The organism is Actinocatenispora thailandica, assembly GCF_016865425.1.
Lineage (GTDB): Bacteria > Actinomycetota > Actinomycetes > Mycobacteriales > Micromonosporaceae > Actinocatenispora > Actinocatenispora thailandica.
The window spans coordinates 6768099-6788377 of record NZ_AP023355.1; the positions used below are offsets into that span (position 1 = coordinate 6768099).

The 20279-nt window shown below is 73.7% G+C and carries 17 protein-coding genes; 8 read left to right on the plus strand and 9 right to left on the minus strand.

What is annotated here, in order from left to right; all coding sequences use genetic code 11:
* Window positions 1-62: 62 nt before the first annotated feature.
* Both Athai_RS30535 and Athai_RS30540 read right to left on the minus strand, forming a co-directional pair.
* Window positions 63-1040, minus strand: a complete 978-nt coding sequence (locus Athai_RS30535; protein ID WP_203964681.1) for an aldo/keto reductase — start codon at window positions 1038-1040, stop codon at window positions 63-65.
* Window positions 1041-1134: 94 nt separating this feature from the next.
* Window positions 1135-3333, minus strand: coding sequence for an alpha-galactosidase (locus Athai_RS30540; protein WP_203964682.1), 2199 nt, complete (start codon window positions 3331-3333; stop codon window positions 1135-1137).
* Between the two features lie 229 nt (window positions 3334-3562).
* On the opposite strand from Athai_RS30540, the gene Athai_RS30545 reads away from it, so the two are divergent.
* Window positions 3563-4009: a hypothetical protein gene (locus Athai_RS30545; protein ID WP_203964683.1), complete on the plus strand. Its 447-nt coding sequence runs from the start codon at window positions 3563-3565 to the stop codon at window positions 4007-4009.
* Window positions 4010-4176: 167 nt separating this feature from the next.
* On the opposite strand, the gene Athai_RS30550 is transcribed toward Athai_RS30545, so the two are convergent.
* Together Athai_RS30550 and Athai_RS30555 are read right to left on the minus strand one after the other, a co-directional pair.
* Window positions 4177-4830, minus strand: a complete 654-nt coding sequence (locus Athai_RS30550) for a response regulator (RefSeq protein ID WP_203964684.1) — start codon at window positions 4828-4830, stop codon at window positions 4177-4179.
* Window positions 4827-5978, minus strand: a complete 1152-nt coding sequence (locus tag Athai_RS30555; RefSeq protein ID WP_239157272.1) for a sensor histidine kinase — start codon at window positions 5976-5978, stop codon at window positions 4827-4829. Before Athai_RS30555 ends, Athai_RS30550 begins: the two co-directional genes overlap by 4 nt.
* 119 nt (window positions 5979-6097) lie before the next feature.
* Here Athai_RS30555 and Athai_RS30560 point away from each other — a divergent pair, with 119 nt between their 5' ends.
* On the plus strand, window positions 6098-7174 hold the full coding sequence (locus tag Athai_RS30560; protein WP_203964685.1) for a DUF418 domain-containing protein: 1077 nt from the start codon (window positions 6098-6100) through the stop codon (window positions 7172-7174).
* Here the strand turns inward: Athai_RS30560 and Athai_RS30565 are convergent.
* Window positions 7156-7536: a winged helix-turn-helix transcriptional regulator gene (locus Athai_RS30565; protein WP_203964686.1), complete on the minus strand. Its 381-nt coding sequence runs from the start codon at window positions 7534-7536 to the stop codon at window positions 7156-7158. The two genes, Athai_RS30560 and Athai_RS30565, sit on opposite strands and share 19 nt — an antisense overlap.
* Window positions 7537-7617: 81 nt before the next feature.
* Between Athai_RS30565 and Athai_RS30570 the strand changes: the two genes are divergently transcribed.
* Window positions 7618-9114: an MFS transporter gene (locus Athai_RS30570; protein WP_203964687.1), complete on the plus strand. Its 1497-nt coding sequence runs from the start codon at window positions 7618-7620 to the stop codon at window positions 9112-9114.
* A 208-nt stretch (window positions 9115-9322) separates the two neighbouring features.
* Entirely contained in the window at window positions 9323-10348 is a 1026-nt protein-coding gene (locus Athai_RS30575; RefSeq protein ID WP_203964688.1) for a 6-phosphofructokinase, read from the plus strand.
* 205 nt (window positions 10349-10553) lie between these two features.
* On the opposite strand, the gene Athai_RS30580 is transcribed toward Athai_RS30575, so the two are convergent.
* From Athai_RS30580 to Athai_RS30590, 3 genes are all read right to left on the minus strand, one after another.
* Complete coding sequence (locus Athai_RS30580) at window positions 10554-11375, minus strand: SDR family oxidoreductase (RefSeq protein ID WP_203964689.1); 822 nt, start codon at window positions 11373-11375, stop codon at window positions 10554-10556.
* Between the two features lie 138 nt (window positions 11376-11513).
* Complete coding sequence (locus Athai_RS30585; RefSeq protein WP_203964690.1) at window positions 11514-12449, minus strand: sulfotransferase; 936 nt, start codon at window positions 12447-12449, stop codon at window positions 11514-11516.
* The gene (locus Athai_RS30590) at window positions 12446-13699 is read right to left on the minus strand and encodes a DegT/DnrJ/EryC1/StrS family aminotransferase (protein WP_203964691.1); all 1254 of its coding nucleotides are present in this window, start codon (window positions 13697-13699) and stop codon (window positions 12446-12448) included. The genes Athai_RS30585 and Athai_RS30590 overlap by 4 nt, the downstream gene beginning before the upstream one ends.
* Window positions 13700-14011: 312 nt before the next feature.
* Between Athai_RS30590 and Athai_RS30595 the strand changes: the two genes are divergently transcribed.
* The 4 genes from Athai_RS30595 to Athai_RS30610 are packed head-to-tail and all read left to right on the plus strand — an operon-like array spanning window position 14012 to window position 18985.
* Window positions 14012-14914: a family 3 encapsulin nanocompartment shell protein gene (locus Athai_RS30595; protein WP_203964692.1), complete on the plus strand. Its 903-nt coding sequence runs from the start codon at window positions 14012-14014 to the stop codon at window positions 14912-14914.
* Window positions 14911-15870, plus strand: a complete 960-nt coding sequence (locus tag Athai_RS30600; protein ID WP_203964693.1) for an ATP-grasp domain-containing protein — start codon at window positions 14911-14913, stop codon at window positions 15868-15870. Before Athai_RS30595 ends, Athai_RS30600 begins: the two co-directional genes overlap by 4 nt.
* Entirely contained in the window at window positions 15870-17504 is a 1635-nt protein-coding gene (locus Athai_RS30605) for an AMP-binding protein (RefSeq protein WP_239157496.1), read from the plus strand. The genes Athai_RS30600 and Athai_RS30605 overlap by 1 nt, the downstream gene beginning before the upstream one ends.
* Entirely contained in the window at window positions 17501-18985 is a 1485-nt protein-coding gene (locus tag Athai_RS30610; RefSeq protein WP_203964695.1) for an MFS transporter, read from the plus strand. The genes Athai_RS30605 and Athai_RS30610 overlap by 4 nt, the downstream gene beginning before the upstream one ends.
* Window positions 18986-19155: 170 nt before the next feature.
* On the opposite strand, the gene Athai_RS30615 is transcribed toward Athai_RS30610, so the two are convergent.
* On the minus strand, window positions 19156-20247 hold the full coding sequence (locus tag Athai_RS30615) for a glycerophosphodiester phosphodiesterase family protein (protein WP_203964696.1): 1092 nt from the start codon (window positions 20245-20247) through the stop codon (window positions 19156-19158).
* Between the last annotated feature and the right edge of the window lie 32 nt (window positions 20248-20279).

Below are 20279 nucleotides of genomic sequence, written 5' to 3' on the forward strand. Positions count from 1 at the left end.
ACCGGTCTGGGCTGGCGGTCGAACGAGCCGTCGTGGCAGCGACGGCTCGTTCGACCCGGCGCTCAGTTGGTGGCGTCGAGCAGGGCGCGCTGATCCTCGGTGAGGTCGAGGTCGACGGCGGCCAGGCTCTCGTCGAGCTGCGCCACCGACGAGGCGCCGACCAGCGGGATCACCGGTAGCGCCGCGCCGATCAGCCAGGCCAGCACGACCTGGTTGACGGTGCCGCCGGTCTGCGCGGCGACCTGCTTCAGCGCCTCCTGCCGGGGCGGCGTACCGGCGTGGTCGAGCTCGACGCCGAGCGGCTTGTCGGCCCGGGTGTAGCCACCGGCCAGCAACGGCGAGTACGCCACCAGCGCCAGTTCCGGGTTCTCCTCGGCGTAGGAGAGCAGGTCCGGGCCGGCCGTCCCGGTCTGGGCCAGCCGGCTGGGTACGTCGGTGCGCCGCCGCAGGTAGGTGTGGTGGTACTGGAGCACCTCGTAGCCGGCGAGGCCGCGCGCGGCGGCCAGGTTGCGCGCCCGTTCGACCCGCCAGGACCGGTGGTTGCTCACCCCGAGCAGCCCGACGCTGCCGTCCCGCACCAGCTCACCGAACGCCTGGACGGTCTCCTCCAGTGGCGTCGCCCGGTCCTCGATGTGCGCGTACAGCAGGTCGATCCGGTCCACCCCGAGCCGCTGCGCGCTGGCAGCCGCCGACTCCCGGACGACCTGCGCGGACAGCCCTTCGGCGTTGTCCACGAAACTGGTGCCGGGGGCGAGCGGCCGGGCGCCGAGCTTGGTGGCGATCACGACCTCGCTGCCGATGCCGCGGCTGCGCCGCCACCGGCCGAGCAGCGCCTCGCTCTCCCCACCCTGCGTGCCGTCGACCCAGAACGCGTAGTTGTTCGAGGTGTCGATGAACGTGCCGCCGGCCTCGACGTACCGGTCGAGGATGGCGAACGAGGTCTCCTCGTCGGTCTGGGTGCCCATCAGCATGGCACCGAGGCTGAGCACGCTCACCTCGCGGCGGGTGGCGGGATCCGTCCCGATCGTGCGGTACTTCATGGCCAGCTTCCCTCTCGCTCGTGCTGCCGGGCGGCCCGGGTGGTCCGCCTGGCAGGGGAAGTCTGGATGCTGGACCGCGGTCCAGGTCAAGCGGTCAGCCGTCGATCCGGGTCAGGTGCACCAGCACGCTGTCGTAGTCGCCGTTCAACCGCACCGGCAGCCCGTACGCGTGCAGCGCCGCGCCGGTGAACTCGACGTCGAAGCCGCTCGCCCGGTACCGCGCGGCCGGGTCCAGGCCGTCCAGCCGCAGCACCGGTGGCCGCTGCCCGAACCGCTGCGCACCCAGGTACGCCAGTACCACCGCCTGCGCCCGGTCGGCGGTCACGTACTGCACCGCGGACAGGCCCTCGGAGGGCGGTCGCAGCCGGTACAACCGCCCGTGCTGCACGATCGAGCGGACCTTCTTGTACTCGGCGATCAGGTCCGCCGCCTCGGCCAGCTCGGCGTCGGACCACTCGGACAGATCGCCGCCGACGCCGAGCACGCCGGCCATCGCGGCGTGGAACCGGTACCGCAGCGGGACGGTGCGCGGATCCAGGAAGTTCGGCACGTCGGTCACCCAGCACGACATCGCGCGGGCCGGGTACAGCTGGCTGTACCCGTGCTGGATGATCAGCCGGTCCGGCCCGTCGGTGTTGTCCGAGGTCCACACCTGGTCGGTGCGGGCGAGGATGCCGAGGTCGACCCGGCCGCCGCCGCCGGAGCACGACTCGAACGCCACGCCCGGGTGCGCGGCGCGCAGCCGATCCAGTACGGCGTAGAGGTTGTGCACGTGGTCGGTCCACAGCTGCGCCGGGTTGTCCGCGTTCGACGGCCAGCCGGGCTCGGTGAAGGCGCGGTTCATGTCCCACTTGACGAACTGGATGTCGTGGTCCGACAGCAGGGTGTCGAGCTGGCCGAACATCCACTCGGCGACGTCCGGCCGGGCCAGGTTGAGCACCAGCTGGTTGCGCATCTGGTGCCGGGTGCGCTCCGGGAAGTGGTACACCCAGTCCGGGTGCGCCCGGTAGAGGTCCGAGTCCGGGTTGACCATCTCCGGCTCGACCCAGATCCCGAAGTCCATGCCGAGCCGGTGCACCTCGTCGATCAGCGGAGCCAGCCCGTTCGGGAACCGGTCCGGGTTGACGTGCCAGTCGCCGAGCCCGGCCTCGGCGCTGGTCCGGGCGCCGAACCAGCCGTCGTCCATCACGAACAGCTCGCAGCCGATCCGCGCCGCCCGCGCCGCCAGCGCCTTCTGGTTCTGCTCGTCGACGTCGAAACCCGTTGCCTCCCAGGAGTTGTAGAGCACCGGGCGATCGGCGTCGGCGTTCGGCAGCACCTGCCGCAGGGTGTAGTCGTGCCAGCCACGGCTGGCCGCGCCGAACCCGTCCGATGTGTACAGTCCGGCGAACACCGGGGTGTCCAGCGACTCGCCGGCCGCCAGCACGTACGGCCCGAAGCCGTCGTGCCCGAGGCCACCGAGCACCTGCATGCCGCCGTGGCTGAGCCGCTGCGCGGCGAACTCCCAGGAGCCCGACCACGCCAACGCTCCACTGTAGACGGACCCGGACCGCTCGGTGGCGGTACCGTCGTCCAGCGCGAACCACGGGTTCGCGTGGTGGCTGGTGATGCCGCGACGGCTGCCGGTGGCGAACGTGCCCTCGGTCAGCTCCTGGCGCCGCAGCTGGGTCTCCGCGCTCCACCGGCCGACCAGGTGCGACAACCGGTACGAGTCCCACTCCGGCAGCGTCCACGCCGCCGAGTCGACCCGGTCCAGGTCGATCGCCGCGCTGCCGGTGTTGGTCGCGGTCACCCAGCGCTCGATCACGTCGCTGTCGCCGCGGATCCGGTAGTGCACCGCGACCGCCAGCGGGAAGTACGCGTCGGCGAACTCCAGCGTCAGCTCGTGCACGCCCGCGTCGCGGGTGGCGCTGCTGCCGGTCAGCCGCCACTCCACGGACCGCGCGTCGCCGGCGAACCGGGCGGCGAGCGCCGGGCGGGCGAACCGCAGCCCGCCGGCCACCGGGTACTCCTCGGCACCGTCCAGCGGCGACTCGAACCCGCGGCGGCTCCACCGGGACCGCTGCACGGTGGCGATCTGCACCGCGTCGGCGAGCGTCACCGGGGCGCCCCAGTACACATGCAGCAGCACGTCGGGCAGCTGCTGGCGGTGCACCGTGACCTCGGGCGGGCAGGTCACCGCGTATGCCGTACCGGGGGTGCGCAGCAGCCACACCCGTGCCTCGTCGTCGTACTCGATGCCGACCCTGTCACCGGTTCGGTCACCGCCGACCCGCGTCGTCCGCACAGCCATTCGTACTCCTTGATCGAACGTCTCCGCACATCCTGCCCCACGTTCCAACATCCGCAACCCACCGCAGGGTACGGCCGGCCGACCGCCGGGCCGGCGCCCGGAACGACACGCCGCGATCCGTGCGAGAAACCAGACAGTGTGCGTTTTCCGACACGTGTCGATCGAAACGGATCGATGCGGCCGGGCCGATCATTCAACGGATCGGACCGGAACCCAGTGGGGAGAAACCATGAAGAAGATGACCCGCAAGATCGCGGTCGGCGCCGCCGCGGCGGTGGCGGCGGTCGGCCTCGGCGCGGTCGTCGCGCCGTCCCCCGCGCTCGCCTACTCGGCCAGCGCGCTGTGCGGCGACAACTACCACAACATCGACTCGCACACGCTGTCCCACAACGGCAGCACCGTGGCGGTCATCTACCTGTCCTACAACGGATCCACCGACTGCGTGGTGACCGAGAAGTTCCAGCTCACCAGCTTCGGCACGATCACCGGCGCCTGGGTCCAGCCGGAGGGATCCAGCAAGACCTCGGACGAGTCGTACTACAACTCGTACGCCGGCCCGGTCCGCCGGTCGGCGCCCGGCACCTGCATCAAGTGGGGTGGCGACGCCACCTACCACGTCAGCGGCGACACCTACGCCCTGCTGTCGTGGACCAGCGACTGGTCGCACTGCGGCTGACCGGCACCCGGCCGGGGCCCGGTCGGACCCCGGCCACCCGGACCGCCGCGCCGCCCGCCCGGCCCGGTCCGCCCGGCCGTGCCCGCGACCGGTCCGGCCGCCCGGTCCGGCCGCCCGGTCCGGCCGCCCGGTCCCGGCCGCGACCGGTACGGGCCGGCCGGTACCGGTCAGGGCGGGTCGAGGTGGCCGTGCTCCCAGGCCCACGCCGCGATCTCCACCCGGTTGCGCAGCCCGAGCTTCGCCTGGATGCCCGCCACATGACTCTTGACCGTGCTCAACGAGATGAACAGTTCGGCCGCCACCTCCCGGTTCGTCCGGCCCCGGGCGATCGCCCGGACCACCTCCAGCTCCCGGTCGGACAGCGGCCGGCCCGGCCGACCCGCCGGCCGCGCCACCGGGGCCAGCCGGCGCAGCAGCCGCAGCGTGACCGACGGCGACACCAGCGCGTCCCCCCGGTGCGCGGCCCGGACCGCCTCGGCGAGCAGCACCGGCCCGGCGTCCTTGAGCACGAAGCCGACCGCCCCGCCGCGCAGCGCCCCGTACACGTACTCGTCCAGGTCGAACGTGGTCACCACGACCACCTTCAGCGGCCGCGGTACCGCCGGACCGGCCAGCGCCCGGGTCACCTCGATGCCGTCCAGCCGCGGCATCCGGACGTCGACCAGGCAGACGTCCGGCCGCAACCGGCGCGCCGCCTCGACGGCCTCCATCCCGTCGGCCGCCTCCGCGACGACGGTGATGTCCGGCTGCGCCTCCAGGATCATCCGCAACCCGCCGCGCACCATCGCCTGATCGTCGGCCAGCAGTACCCGGATGCTCACCCGGGCTCACCCGCCGGTACCGGCACGGTGGCGACGACCGACCAGCCGGCGTCCGGCCGGGGACCCGCGCGCAGGGTGCCACCGAGCGCCTCGATCCGCTCCCGCATACCCAGCAGGCCGTACCCGCCGGGCCGGCGGCGCGGCCGGCCCGGCGCGCCGTCGTCGGTCACCGTCACCGTCAGGTGCGGCCCGTCCTCGGTCACCCGTACCACCACCTCGGCGGGTTGCACCGCGTGCCGCGCCACGTTCGTCAACGCCTCCTGCACCAGCCGGTACACCGTGCTGGACACCTCCGCCGGCCAGCCCGGTTCGGCGTCCGGCAGCACCAGCCGTACCGCCGGGCCGTGCGCGCCGAACCGGCCCACCAGGGTGCGCAGCTGCGCCACGCCGACCGGCATCGGGTCGGCCTCCCCGGCGTCCCGGTCGTCGCGCAGCAGGCCGAGCACCCGGCGCATCGCGGTGAGCGCGTCGGCACCCGCCGTCTCGATCCGGGCCAGCGCCTCGTCCAGCCGCTCCCCGTCCGCCCCGACCAGCCGGGCCGCCTGGGTGTGCAGCACGATCCCGGTCACGTGGTGGGCGACCACGTCGTGCAGCTCGCGGGCCAGCGCCAGCCGCTCGTCCCGGCGTACCTGCTCGGCGACGGCGCGGCGGCGCAGGTCCAGCAGCCGCAGCAGCAGCCCGCCGGCCACCGCGGCGAGGAACCCGACGCCGTCCAGCAGCACCAGGTTCGTGCCGCCGGGCGCGACGACCAGCGCGGCCGACCAGCTGCCCGCCGCCACCGCGAACCCGGCCGCCGCGACCCCGGTCGCGCGGCGCGGCGGCAGCGCCCGTACCGCGGCGCCGACCAGCACCGCGAGCGCCAGCGCCAGGGTCGGGCTCGGCTCCCGGGGCAGCCCGGCGACCAGCGCCACCGGTACCGCCAGCGTGGCCGCCGCCAGCCCGACCGCCGCGGCGACGGTACGGCTCCGGTGCCGGCACACCGCCGCCGTCCCGGCCACCGCGCCGACCGCGACGTCGAAGATCCAGTACCCGCCGCCCCAGCTGGCAGCGATGCCGACCGCCTGGACGGTGAGACCGGCGGCGAGCAGCGCGGCCAACCCGGCCCGGCCTGCCCACCGCAGCGCGCCGACCCCCGCCCGTTCCGTCACGCCGATCACGGTACGCAGCCGAGTCCCCGGCCGAACCGGTCAGAAGTACGACGCGGGGCCGCCGAGGCCGTGCTTCGGACCGATGTGGCCCGCCGGCAGCCGCGCCGACGATGGCCGGCATGCCTCTCGAATCACGCTCCGTACCCGCCCCGCCGGCAACCACGCGGCCCCCCAGCACCGGGCCGGCGGGCCGGATCTCCGCGCTGGACGTGCTGCGCGGGTTCGCGGTGTGCGGCATCCTCGTCGTCAACGTGCAGCCGATCGCCAACGCGGGCGCCCGGGTTCTGCACGGTGACACGGGCGCGGCGGCATGGCCGGGTCTGCTGTTCGACCAGCGGTTCTTCCCGATCTTCTCGCTGCTGTTCGGGATCGGCTTCACCCTGCTGCTGCGCTCGGCCGCGCGGCGCGTCGCCCGCCCCCGGGTGGTACTGCTGCGCCGGCTGCTCGTCCTGCTCGCGCTGGGGCTGGCGCACCACCTGCTGCTGTGGCAGGGCGACATCCTGGCCGTCTACGCGGTCGGCGGGCTGGCCGTACTGCTGCCCGTGTCGTTCGGGCCGCGCTGGCTGGCCGCGGCGCTGGCGGTACCGGCACTCGCCGCCGGCCTGGTCGTCGGCACCGGTTTCTTCTCGCTGATCCCCGGGCTGTTCCTGACCGGCGCGGCCCTCACCCGGTACGGCGTGGTGGACCGGCTGGACCGGGCCCGCCTCGCCCCCCGGCTGCTGCTGCTCGGGTTCGCCGTGGCCACCGCGCCGGTGCTGTTCGTTCAGCTGGTGGGCGGCGGGCCGCGGGCGTTCGCGCTGGCCGGGCTGCTCACCGCCGGCGGCTACTGCTGCGGGCTGGTCGCGCTGCTCGGTACGCCGCTGGCGCCGGCGCTGCGGGTCGCGTTCACCCCGCTCGGCCGGATGGCGCTCACCAACTACCTGACCGCCACCGTGCTGGTCCGGCTGACCGCGCCGGTGCTGGGTGGCCGGCCGGAGAACTGGTCGTCGACGACGGTGCTGGCGATCGCCGGCGGCATCCTCGCCGCGCAGTGGGTGTTCGGCACGCTCTGGCTGCGCCGGTACCGGCAGGGCCCGCTGGAGTGGCTCTGGCGCTGGGCGACCTGGGCCCGCCGGCCACCCCTGCGCCGCGCCCCCGGTACCGACGGCGGCGGGTCGCCAGGCGCCGGCGGCAGGGGTCAGTGTGCCGCGTCGTAGGTGGTGCGGGCGGCGGCGATGTCGTCCCGGTGCCGCTCCGCCCAGCTGGTCAGGGTGAACAGCGCGTCGTGCAGCTCCAGCGCCATCGGCGTCGCCGCGTACTCGACCTTCGGCGGCACGGTGGGGTGCACGGTGCGGGTGAGCAGCCCGTCGCGCTCCAGGTTGCGCAGCGTGAGGGTGAGCATCCGGCGGCTGATGCCGGTGATGGTGCGCTCCAGCTCGGTGAACCGCACCGGTCCGCGGACCGCCTCGACCAGCACGCCGATGCTCCACTTGCCGCCGACCCTGTCTAGTACCTCACGCACGGTGCAGGTGGGGCAGTCGACGACCTGGCCTGGTACATCGGTGGTACTCCGTGACATCGATGTGCCTCCTTCCGCACGACCTGATGGTCACACACGATGGCCCCTGTAACAAGTCGTGCACCATTGGGAGGCAACACGATGTCCACGTCCCCGCGCGCCGGTGGCGCCACACCCGTACCGCCGGGCCGCGCCGGCGGTCGACTGCTCGCCCTGGTCGTCCTGTGCGCCGGGCAGCTGATGGTCATCCTCGACGGCACCATCGTGAACGTCGCACTGCCCACGATCTCCGACGCGCTCGACTTCACCCCGGCGAACCTGGCGTGGGTGATGAACGCGTACCTGATCGGGTTCGGCGGGCTGCTCCCGCTGGCCGGCCGGATCGGCGACCTGATCGGCCGCAAGCGGGTCTTCGTGACCGGGCTGGTCGCGTTCGTCGCCGCCTCCGCGCTGTGCGCCGCCGCGGTCGACCAGGCGATGCTGATCGCCGCCCGGTTCATCCAGGGCGCCGGCGGCGCGCTCGCCTCGGCCGTCGTGCTCGGCATGCTCGTCACGCTGTACGAGCGGCCGGGCGACCGGGCCCGCGCGATCGGCGCCTTCACCTTCGTCGGTTCCGGCGGCGCGTCGATCGGCACCATCGCCGGCGGGGTACTCACCCAGACCGTCGGCTGGCACTGGATCTTCCTGGTCAACCTGCCGATCGGGCTGGCCGCCGCGGCACTCGCGATCCGGGTACTGCCGGCCGAACGCGGACTCGGCCTGCGCGCCGGCGCCGACGCCGCCGGCGCGGTACTGGTCACCGCCGGGCTGATGCTCGGCGTGTACACCATCGTCCGGTCCACCGAGCAGCCCTGGCCGTACACGCTGGGTACCGCGGCCGGCGCGGTCGTGCTGCTCGCCGGCTTCGTGCTGCGGCAGGCCCGCGCCCGGACACCGTTGCTGCCGCTGCGGGTGTTCGCGGTACGGTCCGTCGCCGGCGGCAACGCGGTGCAGTTGCTGATGATCGCCGGGATGTTCGGGTTCCAGTTCCTGGTGGCGCTCTACCTGCGCGAGGTGCTCGGCTACGACCCGCTGCACACCGGGCTCGCGCTGCTGCCGGCCTCACTGACCATCGCGGTGGTGTCGCTCGGCGTGTCGGGCCGGCTCGTCGCCCGCTTCGGTCCGGTCCGGATGCTCGCCGCCGGCCTGGCCACCGTGGTGCTCGGTTTCGCGATCCTCGCCCAGCTGCCCAGCCAGCACGGGTACCCGGTGCTGCTGCCGGCGCTGATCGTGCTCGGCGCCGGGTTCGCCACCGCGATGCCGGCCCTGACCGGGTTGGCCATGTCCGGCGGCGACCCGGCCGACTCGGGCGTGGTGTCCGGGCTGTTCAACACGGTGCAGCAGATCGCCGGTGCGCTCGGCCTCGCCGTACTGTCCACCGTCGCGGCGGCGCACACCCGGCAGCTGGTCGCCGCCGGTACCGGTGCGGCGGCGGCGCAGACCGCCGGGTACCGGGTGGCGTTCGTGGTGGCCGGCGGCCTCGTGCTGGCCGCGCTGGCCCTCGGCGTGACCCTGCTGCGGCGTACCGGCGCGCCGGCACGCCCGGCCGCCCCGGTGACCGTGGACCGGGCCGAGCCGGCGGGTACCGGAAGATCTTGACCGTTCCGGCCGATCGGAGCCGGTTCGTCCGGTGGGTACGGGGGCCGCTCGACGTTCGTTCGACGCGGCCTCCAACGTGTCCGGGCACACTGCCAGCACTGCCCGGCCAGCCCTTACCCTGGTTCGCGAACGTGACCGGTACAGCGCCGTGCCGCCCCGGCGGCTGTTGGTGACCGCTGGCAGCCGCGACGGAAGAAGGGACATCCAGGTGCGTATCGGTATCTTGACCGGCGGTGGCGACTGCCCCGGCCTCAACGCGGTGATCCGTGCGGTGGTGCTGCGCGCGGTGCGCGACCACGGTTGGCAGGTCACCGGTTTCCGGGACGGCTGGCGCGGGGTGCTGGAAGATCACCACGTCGAACTGGACCCCGCCCGGGTTCGCGGCATCCTCGCCCGCGGCGGCACCATCCTCGGCTCGTCCCGGGTCAACCCGGACACGCTGCGGGCCAGCATCGACACCATCCGGACCGTACTGGCGGCCAACGGCATCGACGCGCTGATCCCGGTCGGCGGCGAGGGCACCCTGCAGGCCGCGCACTGGCTGTCCTCGCACGACATCCCGGTGGTCGGGGTGCCGAAGACGATCGACAACGACATCGACTGCACCGATGTCACGTTCGGCTTCGACACCGCGGTGGAGATCGCCACCGACGCGATCGACCGGCTGCACACCACCGCCGAGTCGCACCAGCGGGTGATGGTGGTGGAGGTGATGGGCCGACACACCGGCTGGATCGCGCTGCACTCGGCGCTCGCCGCCGGCGCGCACCAGGTCCTCACCCCGGAGACGCCGTTCGACATCGAGCAGGTGTGCGCCGGGCTGCGCCGCCGGTTCGACGAGGGCGACAACTTCGCGGTCGTCGTCGCCGCCGAGGGCGCCACCCCGGCGCCGGGCACCATGCCGTTCGACGAGGGGTACATCGACCAGTTCGGGCACCGCCGGTTCGCCGGCATCGCGCGGCAGTTGCAGGCCGAGATCGGCCGCCGGCTGGACCGCGAGGTCACCACCACGGTGCTGGGCCACCTGCAACGCGGCGGCACCCCCACCGCGTACGACCGGGTGCTCGCGTCCCGGCTCGGCGGGCGGGCCGTGGAAGCGATCCGGAACGGCAAGTACGGCACCATGTCGGCGCTGCGCGGTACCCAGATCGAGCTGGTGCCGCTGGTGGATGCGGTGGCCCGGCTCAAGACCGTGCCGGGCGACACCTGCGCCGAGTTGTCCGCCCTGCTCTGAGCCTGCGGGTGCGCGGCCGGCGGGGTGAAGGCCACCTCTGTTCGCTGTTCGACCCCGCGTGGTGATCGGGTCGAACATCGCCTGGCTCGCTTCGGAACGTCGGGGCACGGTGATCGGGTCGGGCACCGCCTGGCCGCCTCGCGGGTCGGGGCACGGTGATCGGGTCGGGCACCGCCTGGCCGCCTCGCGGGGAGCAAGGGGTGGGTCAGAGGGAGGCGCCGCCGTCCACGAGGATGGTGCTGCCGGTGATGAAGGCGGCCTGGTTGCCGGCGAGGAAGGCGGCGGTGGCGCCGAAATCGGCCGGGTCACCGACCCGGCCGACCGGGACACCGGCGGCGATCCGCGCCAGGCTCGCCGCCGGATCGTCGAACTGCCGGGTCAGCGCGGGCGTGCGGTGGTAGCCGGGGGCCAGCACGTTGATCGTCACGCCGTCCGGCCCGATCTCCGGTACCAGCGACTTCGCGTAGCCGACGAGGCCCGGCCGCACCGTGTTGGACAGCCCGTACTGCGGGCGGGGGCGGCGGACCGTCTCGGAGGCGACGAGCAGGATCCGACCCCAGCCGGCGGCCCGCAGCCGCGGCAGCGTCGCCTGGACGAACCCGATGTGCGCGAGCAGGCACAGCTCGACGGCGTCCCGGTAGGCGGCCAGGTCGAACGCGGTGACCGGGCCGGCGGGCGGCCCGCCCGCGTTGCTGACCACGATGTCCGGTCCGCCGAGGTCGGTCGCGACCGTATCGACCCAGCGCCGTACCGCGTCGTGGTCCCGCAGGTCGACCCGGTCCGCCCGGACCGGATCACGCACCGGCCGCCCGGCGCCGGCGGCCGGCCGCGCGGCGCCGCCGGAGCGGGCCCGGTACGCCGCGGCGGCGTCGTTCACCTGCTCGGCCGCGGCGGCGAGCCGCGCCTCGTCCCGGCCGCAGATCGCCACCCGGGCGCCCTCGGCGGCCAGCGCGGTCGCGACGGCACGGCCCAACCCGCTGGTCGCGCCGGACACCAGCGCCACCCTCCCGGCGATACCCAGATCCACCTGGCTGCTCCTCTCGTTCGTCCTGTCGCCCGCTGGCCGGTGCCGCCCCCGGCTCCGGTCGCTGCGGCGCCGGCCGTACGGCGGGCGCGGCCTCACCTGCAACCGGGGTCGGGCCGCCACCGCCTCCGGTGCGGGGTCTCAGCTCGTACCGGCGTCGGACCGAACCCCGGCGCCGCGGTCGGCGCCGCCGGTCAGGCGGTAGCCGTAGCGGTGCAGCCAGGGCGCGGCGAGCAGGCCGGCGGCGTACCGGGTGGTGCGCGGCGACGTGGTGCGCCAGCGCTCGTCCGGCCGGATCGTGACCGGGCCGGTACGCAGCCGGTCCGGGTTGCCGGTGACGGTGTGGTTGGGCGACAGTACGGCGGTGCCGTCGGCGGTCACCGGCGCCGCGGCGGCGAGGCCCCAGCCGGCGAGCACCGCACCGAGCGTGTCGGCCGGGGCAGCCGCGAAGTCCTCGTACCGCAGCCGCTGGTACCGGCCCGGGAACGCGCGGCCGACCCGCGCCGATGCCTGCTGGAACGCGACCCAGTAGGCGGTGCTGCGGCACGCCGACATGGCCGGGATGTACGCCTTCGGGCGGCGCCACGATTCGGCGACGGCGCGCGGATCCCGCAGCACGTGCAGCACGTACGGCCGGACCCGGTCGCTGCCGCACACCGTCGCCGCCTCGGCCGGGAACTTGCCGCTGTCCACGATGATCCGGGCGCCCGCCTCGGCGGCGATGGCGCCGTAGAGCCGTTCCAGGTCACGCCGTGCCGCGATGGTGGCCGGGATCGCGGCCAACCGGGCACCGACGTGCCGGGTGCGCAGCAGCCGCTGCTGCCGCTCGAGCAGGTCGGGCACGCCGTCCGGCGCACCGAGCCGCCGCAGCACCGCCGACCACAGTGGACAGTCGGCGATCCGGGTACCGCAGCCGCAGGTGTCGTTGGTGCCGTCGCCCAACACTCCGTGCCGCCACAGGTAGCGCAGCTCCCCGACGTGCAGCGCGCCGGGCAGCTCGCCGATCAGGTTCCCGATCAGGGTGGTGCCGCTGCGACACCAGCCGGTCAGGTAGACGACGGCGGGTCGGTCGCTCACCGGTACCGGCCCGGCAGCGCTGCCGCGACCTTGTCGACCGCGTCGACCAGCTGCGCGCAGTCGTCCCCGGTCAGGTTCGCCGACAGCGGGATGTCCACCGTGCGCCCCACCGCGGCGGTACTCGCCGGGTAGGCGGCCCGGACCGCCGCCCGGTCCGGGAACAGGAACCGCCAGTTCCAGAACGCCCGGACGTTGACGTCGTCCGGGTCGCCGAAGGCCCGGACACCGATGCCCTCGGCCCGCAGCGCGCGGGCGAACCAGCAGGCGGCCGCGGTGTCCGGCAGCCGCAGCAGCAACGCTTCACCGAGGTACGCGCCGGGCGCGACCGGTCGCCGTACCGCGACGTCCGGCCGGCCGTCGAGGGCGGCGGCGACCCGGTCGTAGTTGCGCCGGTGCGCCGCCAGCCGCCCGGGCAGCCGGGCCAGCTGAGCCCGCGCCAGCGCGGCCCTGATCTCGTCCATTCGCCAGCTGAACAGCGGCAACGACAGATCGTCCAGGTCCGGCGGGTCGGTGAAGTGCCGGGCCATCCGCGACTCGTACGCACCGGAGTAGACCACCGCGCGGGAGTAGACGGTGGCGTCGTCGGTCAGCACGAAGCCGCCCTCGCCGGTGTTCAACGCCTTGTCCGACTGGGTGGAGAAGGCGCCGACCCGGCCCCAGGTGCCGAGCGGCCGGCCGTGCAGCCGGACCCCCAGCGCCGGCACCGCGTCCTCCACGATCGGCACCCCGAACTCGTCCGCGATGCCGGCGATCGCCGGCATGTCGGCGGCGAACCCGCGCATGTGCACCACCACGATCGCCCGCGCCCCGGCGGCCACCTTGCGGCGCAGGTCGTCGGGGTCGAGCTGGAGATCGTCGTCGCACTCGACCAGGACCGGCCGGTGCCCGGCGAGGATGATCGCGCTGGGTGTCGCGGCGAACGTGAAGGCCGGGCAGATCACGTCCGACGCCGCCGGCAGGTCCAGCGCCAGCAGGCCCAGGGCAAGGGCGGTGGTACCGCTGGCGCAGCCGAGCGCGTGGGCCGCGCCGAAGTACCGGCAGAGCGCGGCTTCCAGCGCGCCGGTCTCGGTCGCCTCGTGCGGGCGGGTGTCGTACCGGAAGTACCGGCGGCTGCGCAGCGCGTGCAGCGCCGCGGCGACGTCGTCGTCCGCGACGTACGCGTCACCGTTGTCGTACGCCGGCCAGGGAGCCGCGCGTACCGGCGTGCCGCCGTCGATCGCCAGCCTGACGTCCGTGGTGCGGGCCACCATCGGCGGCTCCCTTCACGATCGGTGGCAGGCGTCGTCGCCGCACCACCCCGAGTGACGGTCCTGGCATGAACATCGTGCTGGCGGCCGAGGGGTGGCCGCCGGAAAGCGAGACGCCATGCCGGTCTCGCGCATACGGGATCCGATCCTCGCCCGCGGGCACCGCGGCGGAGAGTGATACGAGGGGATTTCCCAGACTTTCAGGGCAACCCGTACGGGTGCTCTAGGGTGGCGCATCGAGCGGACGCGCGTTCCGGCGCCGGCTCTGCTTGCCTTGGCGCCCAAGGCTTTCAGCACTCGTCACCTGGGGGTACGGTGCGCTACCTCGTCGACGATCCCGAACTGACCAGTCGCACGCCCGGCGAGGAGCTGGCGGTGGCCGCCGGCCGGTCCACCGACGGCGCGGCGACGGCCGTGGTCCGCGACGCCATCACCCGGCACTTCCCGCTCGCCGCGACGCGTCCCCGGCCACCGGTACGGGACCTGCTCAAGTCGGCGATCATCGCGGACGAGTCGGTGTCCTTCGTCGAGGAACGGCGGTCCGCCGCCCACCCGGTCACCCGGGACACCGAGTACGCCGCCACCCCGGAGGCCCACCAGCAGCCCCGGGCGGTCAAGGCGGCACTCACCGACGTCCGGGTCCGGGTACCGGTGCCGGCCCAGATCTGCCGCGATCCGGCGCTGCTGGCCCGGTTCGTCGACCACCGGGTGATCGTCCGGCTGTGCACCGTGGAGAACGACGTGCTGCTGCACGGCAGCGCCGACGGCGCGATCACCGGCTTGCTCCGGCTGCCCGGGCTGCGCCGGCTGCGCGGCCGGACCGACCTGGTGGACAGCCTGATGGCCGCCGCGGCCGACGTGGAGGACCAGGGCGGCTCCTGCGACGCGCTGGTGATGCATCCCCGCACGTACTGGCGGCTGGTCGGGCTCGGCGCACTGCCCACCGTCGACGCGGCCGGGCTGCGGATCACCCGGACCCGGATGATCGCGCCCGATCAGGTGCTGCTGGGCGACTTCCGGGCCGGAGTCACGCTGCTGGACGCTTGCGACGGCGGCACCATCACGTTGCGCCGGGACGGCGAGCTGGCCGAGATCGAGGCCGGCGGCCGGGTGGGCCTCGCGGTGCACCTACCGCAACACTTCGCCCTGCTGGTACTCCCGCCGGACACGGTGCCACCGGCCATCCAGGTACTGCCGACGCCGGAGGGGGCAGCATGAAGATCGGCATCCTGCTGTGGGACTACAGCGGCATCGACGCGGACGCGCTCGCCCTGCTGGAGTTCGGGACGCGGCGCGGACACCAGATGTCCGGGTTCACCCTGGAGGAGATCGAGTTCCGACGGGGCGCGGGCCGGGCCACGGTGCTGGCCAAGGGCGTCGACGTGACCAGCTACGACGCGGTGATCTCCCGGGCGAACCTGATCGGCGACGTCTGGCAGCAGGATCTGGCCGCGACCGCCGGCCCGTGGCGGGACCGGGTCGAGCGGCTGACGATGCTCAGCAACGCGCTCGGCCCGCGGCTGTTCGACCCGGTTGACGCCTGGCTGTGCGGGATGAGCAAGTTCCTGATGGCGCAGCGGCTCGCCGAAGGCGGGTTCCCGGTGCCGCCGTTTCGCTCGGTGAGTTCGGTCGAGGACACCGCCGCGGCGCTCGCCGACTGGGGCGACATCATCCTCAAGCCGTCGTACGGGCTGCGCGGCATCGACGTCGAGCGGGTCACCGATCTGGACGCCGACCGCGCGATCGTGGACAGCCAGCTGGCCCGCTACGGCACCGTGTTCTGCCAGCCGTTCTACCCCACCCGGTACGGCGAGCTGCGGATCACCGTGTGCGGCGAGGTCACGCCGATCAACATGCTCAAGCTGCCCGCGGCGGGCAGCTGGCGGTGCAAGACGCTGGAGGGTGCGAGCTGGGAACGGTTCGACGCCCCCGACGAGTTGATCGACCTGTCGGTCCGCGCCGCCCGGCACCAGGGCCTCACCTGGGCCGGTCTGGACATCCTGCCGACCCCGGACGGGTACCGGATCCTCGAAGTCAACATGGTGCCCGGGTTCCTCGCCATCTTCGGCGACGGCCCCGCCGCCGAGGGCCACGCCGGCATCCTCGACTGGATCGAGAAGCGGACCGCCGAGCGGCAGCCGGCCGACGAGAGCGTGGGAGGCGACCCATCGTGATGTACGGAGCGGAGTCGTTGCGGCTGCCGGGCGCCGAGCTGGCCGCCCGGTACCGGGCGGCGGGCTGGTGGCGGGACGAGACGTTCCTGGACGATCTGGCCCGGGCGGCGCGGACCCGGCCGGAGCATCCCGCGATCGTCGCGTACCGGGGTGACACGCCACGGACCATCTGCTACCGGGAGCTGGCCGAGCTGGTCGAACGGTTCGCCGGGGCGCTGGCCGCGCTCGGGGTCGGCCGCGGTGACGTGGTCGCCACCTACCTGCCGAACGTCTGGCAGCTGACCCCGCTCTGGTTGGCGTGTGCCCGGATCGGTGCGGTGAGCGCGGCGATGTTCCCGGCGCTCGCCGAACGCGAGCTGCGCTACACGATGACCGTGAGCAGGGCGCCGGTGTGCATCAGCCTCGACCGGGTCGACGACGTCGACCTCGGTGCCCGGGTGGCCGCGGCGGCGCCGGACACGGTCCGGCACCGGGTGGTGATCGGGGACGGTTCCGCCGCCGACGCCATCGACTTCGCCGAGTTCTTCCTCGACACCGAGCACCCGACACCGGATCCGGCGCTCGCGCTGCGCCCGGACGAGCCTGCCGTACTCGTCTGCACGTCCGGCACCTCCGGCCAGATGAAGGCGGTGGCGCACACCAGCAACACGCTGTACGCGGCGGCCCGAGCCGGTGCCGAGCCGTACCGGCTGGGGCCGGACGACGTGATCGTGGTGCCGCACCCGCACACGCACATGGCCGGCATGACCTACGGCGCGCTGATGCCGTTGCAACTGGGCGCCACCTGGCTGACCTACGACCGGCCGAGCGACCTGGGGCTGCTGCTCGACTCGATCGAGGCGCACTCGGTCAGCTGGGCGTACATGTCGCCGGGATACCTGGTGAACCTGATCGCCGCGCAGCGCGAACGGGCCCGCGACACCAGCTCGGTGCGGCGGATCGTCTCCGGCTCGGCGCCGCTGCAACCGGACCTGGTCGAGTCGGTACGCGACACGTTCCGGGTGCCGGTGCACGCGCTGTGGGGCATGACCGAGAACGCCGCGGTCACCATGACCCGGCCGGACGATCCGGACGACTGGGCGACCCGCAGCGACGGGCGCGCGGTGCCGTGGATGGAGGTCCGGATCGACGCCGACCCGGGCGAGGACGCGGGCCGGTTGCTGGTCCGGGGCGCCTCGCAGTGCCTGGGTTACCTGCACCAGCGGGACGTGTACGACGCGTGCTTCGACGGCGACTGGTTCGACACCGGTGACATCGCCCGGCCGGACGGCCGGGGCGGCATCCGCATCGTCGGCCGCCGCAGCGACCTGATCATCCGCTCCAACGGGATGAAGGTGCCGGTACTGGAGGTCGAGGGGCTGCTGGCCCGGCATCCGGGGATCAAGGAGCTGGCGCTCGTCGGCTACCCCGACCCGGCCGTACCGGGCTCCGAGCTGTGCTGCGCCGTCGTCGTCCCGGACGGTCAACCGCCGACGCTCGCCGAACTGCACGAGTTCCTCGGCGGGACCGGGATGGCGCGGGTGTTCTGGCCGGACCGGGTGCAGTTCGTCTGGCAGTTGCCGAAGAACTCGCTGGGCAAGATCCAGCGCGCTCCGCTGCACCGACGGCTGGAGCTGGCCGCGGCGCCGCGATGACCGGTACCGCGGCGGCGGGCAGCCCGGACGGCACCGCGGCGAGCCGCGCAGACAGCACCGCGGGGAGACGGTCGGGCGGCTCCCGGACCCGGACCACCGCGCTGGCCGTGATCTGTGCCGCGCAGACGATGTTCCTGCTGGACACGATGATCGTGACGGTCGCGCTGCCGCACATCCAGACCGGGCTGGGCTTCTCCGGCCCGGAGCTGTCCTGGGTGATCACCGCGTACGCCCTGGTGTTCGGCGGGCTGCTGCTGCTCGGCAGCCGGTGCGGCGACGTGTTCGGCCGGCGCCGGGTGTTCGTGTTCGGCTTGGTGCTGTTCACGGTCGCGTCCCTGACTGCGGGGCTGGCGCAGGCCCCGTGGCAGCTGATCGCCTCCCGGGCGGCGCAGGCCGCCGGTGCGGCCGCGGCCAGTCCGGCCACCTTGTCGCTGCTGGCCACCACGTTCCCGGAGGGCCCGGCCCGCAACCGGGCGATCAGCATCTACACCGCGCTGGGTACCGCGGGCGGCGGGATCGGACTGCTGGCCGGCGGGCTGATCGCCAGCCTGACCTCCTGGCGCTGGATCATGCTGGTCAACGTGCCGTTCGGCATCCTGGTGGCGGCAGCCGCACCGCGGGTACTCAGCGAGGCCCGCCGACAGCCGGGCCGCTTCGACGTGCCCGGGGCGCTGACCGGCACCGCCGGCATGACGATGCTGGTGTTCGGGCTCACCCGGGCGGCCACCGACCCGGCCGGTACGGTGCACTGGACCGATCCGGTGGTACTCGCGTCGGTCGCCGCCGCCGTCCTGCTGCTCGGCCTGTTCGTACTGGTGGAGTGGCGCAGTGGGCGGCCACTGCTGCCGCTGCGGCTGTTCGCCGGCCGGGCCCGGGCCGGCAACTACCTGGCGATCGTGTCGTACAGCATGGCGATGACCGGGATCGCGTTCTTCCTCACCCTGTTCCTGCAACGCATCTGGCACTACAGCCCACTGCGTACCGCGCTGGTCTTCCTGCCGATGACCGCGCTGCTGGTGGCCTGCTCCCGCGCCAGCGGGCCGCTGCTGCGCCGCGTCGGTACCCGTACCGTCGCGCTCGCCGGTCTGGCCGTCGCCGCGGTCGGCGTCGGCTGGCTGTCCCTGATGGGTGTCTCCGGCGGCTATCTGAGCGACCTGCTGGTGCCCAGTTCGCTCACCTACGCCGGGTTGGGGGTGGCCGCGCCGCCGATGACCGTCGAGGCACTGGCCAGCATCGGCGAGCGGGACGCCGGCATCGCGTCCGGGGTGTTCAACTGCGCCCGCCAGCTCGGCGGCGCGGTCGGGTTGGCCCTGCTGGGCAGCATCACCTGGACGACGGTCGCGGCGCACCGCCGGTTGCCCGCCTCGCACGCGCTCGCGATCGGCATCGACCGCGGCTTCCTGGTCGCCGCCGGGCTGGTGGTACTCGCGCTCGCCGCCACCGTGGCCGGCATGCCGGGCCGCCGGCCTCCGGGCAGCTGAACGCCTCGCTGCGGTCCAGGCACCTGACCGCCCCCCTTTGCTCTGCACACCCAGGTGCACCACCGCTGGTGCGCTCAGGTGTGCAGAGCAAAGGGTTGCGGTCACACCCCCCCGGGTGCGCCCACCGGGCACTCCCCCGTGGGCCGGTGGGCGTCACCCGCCGGTGGTCGTCACCCTCCGGTGGGTGCGCCCAGCTCGCGGTAGAAGTGCAGGTCGACGACGATGTCGTCGGCGTCGTACAGGGCGAGCGTGTCACCGTAGTTGTCCAGGAACTTCTTGCTCGCCGAGGCGATCTCCAGCGTCTCGCCGGCAGCGAGCTTGCGTGCCGGCAGCGGCTGGCGGCGCAGCAGGTGGTTACGCAGCGACCAGCCGGTGAGGTCCACAGTGGACTCCGCGCGCAGCACGGTGCGCTCGTCGGCGACCGAGGCCGACTCGATCCGTACCGGGGTGCGCGGCAACCGGCTCGGCTGGCCGGACATGATCGGCTGCGCGAACGGCACGTCGTTGGTGATCACCGCGTCGACGCCGAGATCACGCATCGCGGCGACGGCCTCCGGCGCGTCGATGGTCCACGGCAGCACCCGGATGCCGTGCCGGTGCGCGGCGGTCACGTGCTCGGCGGTCAGCAGCCGGCCGAGCGGCGTGTACGCCGAGACCCAGTCGCCGAGTTCCGCGAACCGGTCCAGCTCCAGCATGTAGGTCAGCCCGCTCATCAGGCACATCGGTACGGTCGGCAGCAGCTCGTGCAGCGTCCGCAACCGATCGACGTCGACCACCTGGATCGCCACCGGTGGGCGGCCGGTGTCGGCGAGCCGATCGCCGAGGCAGTGGCGCAGCTCCTCGGCCAGCTGCTGCTCGATGCCGGGGCTGCGTTCCGGCCACTTCAGCTCGATGAACAGCGTGCTGCGCCCGTCGATCGCGGCCAGCAGCTCGGCCAGCGTCGGTACCGGTTCCCCGCGGTACCGCTCGTCGAACCACGCACCGGCGTCGAGCTTGCGCAGCTCGGCCATCGTCAGCTCGTTGATCGTCGCGTCCGCCCGGTCCGGCAGGACCTGCGCGATGTCGGTGGTGCGGCGCAGCCTGCTGTCGTGCATCACGACCAGCTCGCCGTCACCGCAGCGCTGCACGTCCACCTCGATCGTCCGGGCACCCTGCTCGATCGCCGTGCGGCAGGCGGCGATCGTGTTCTCCGGCGCGGTGCCGCACGCACCCCGGTGCGCGACGCAGGTACCGACCCGCGGCCATTCGGGTTTTCCGCTCATTCGAGGGATGCTACGTGCCGGCGGGCCCGTCG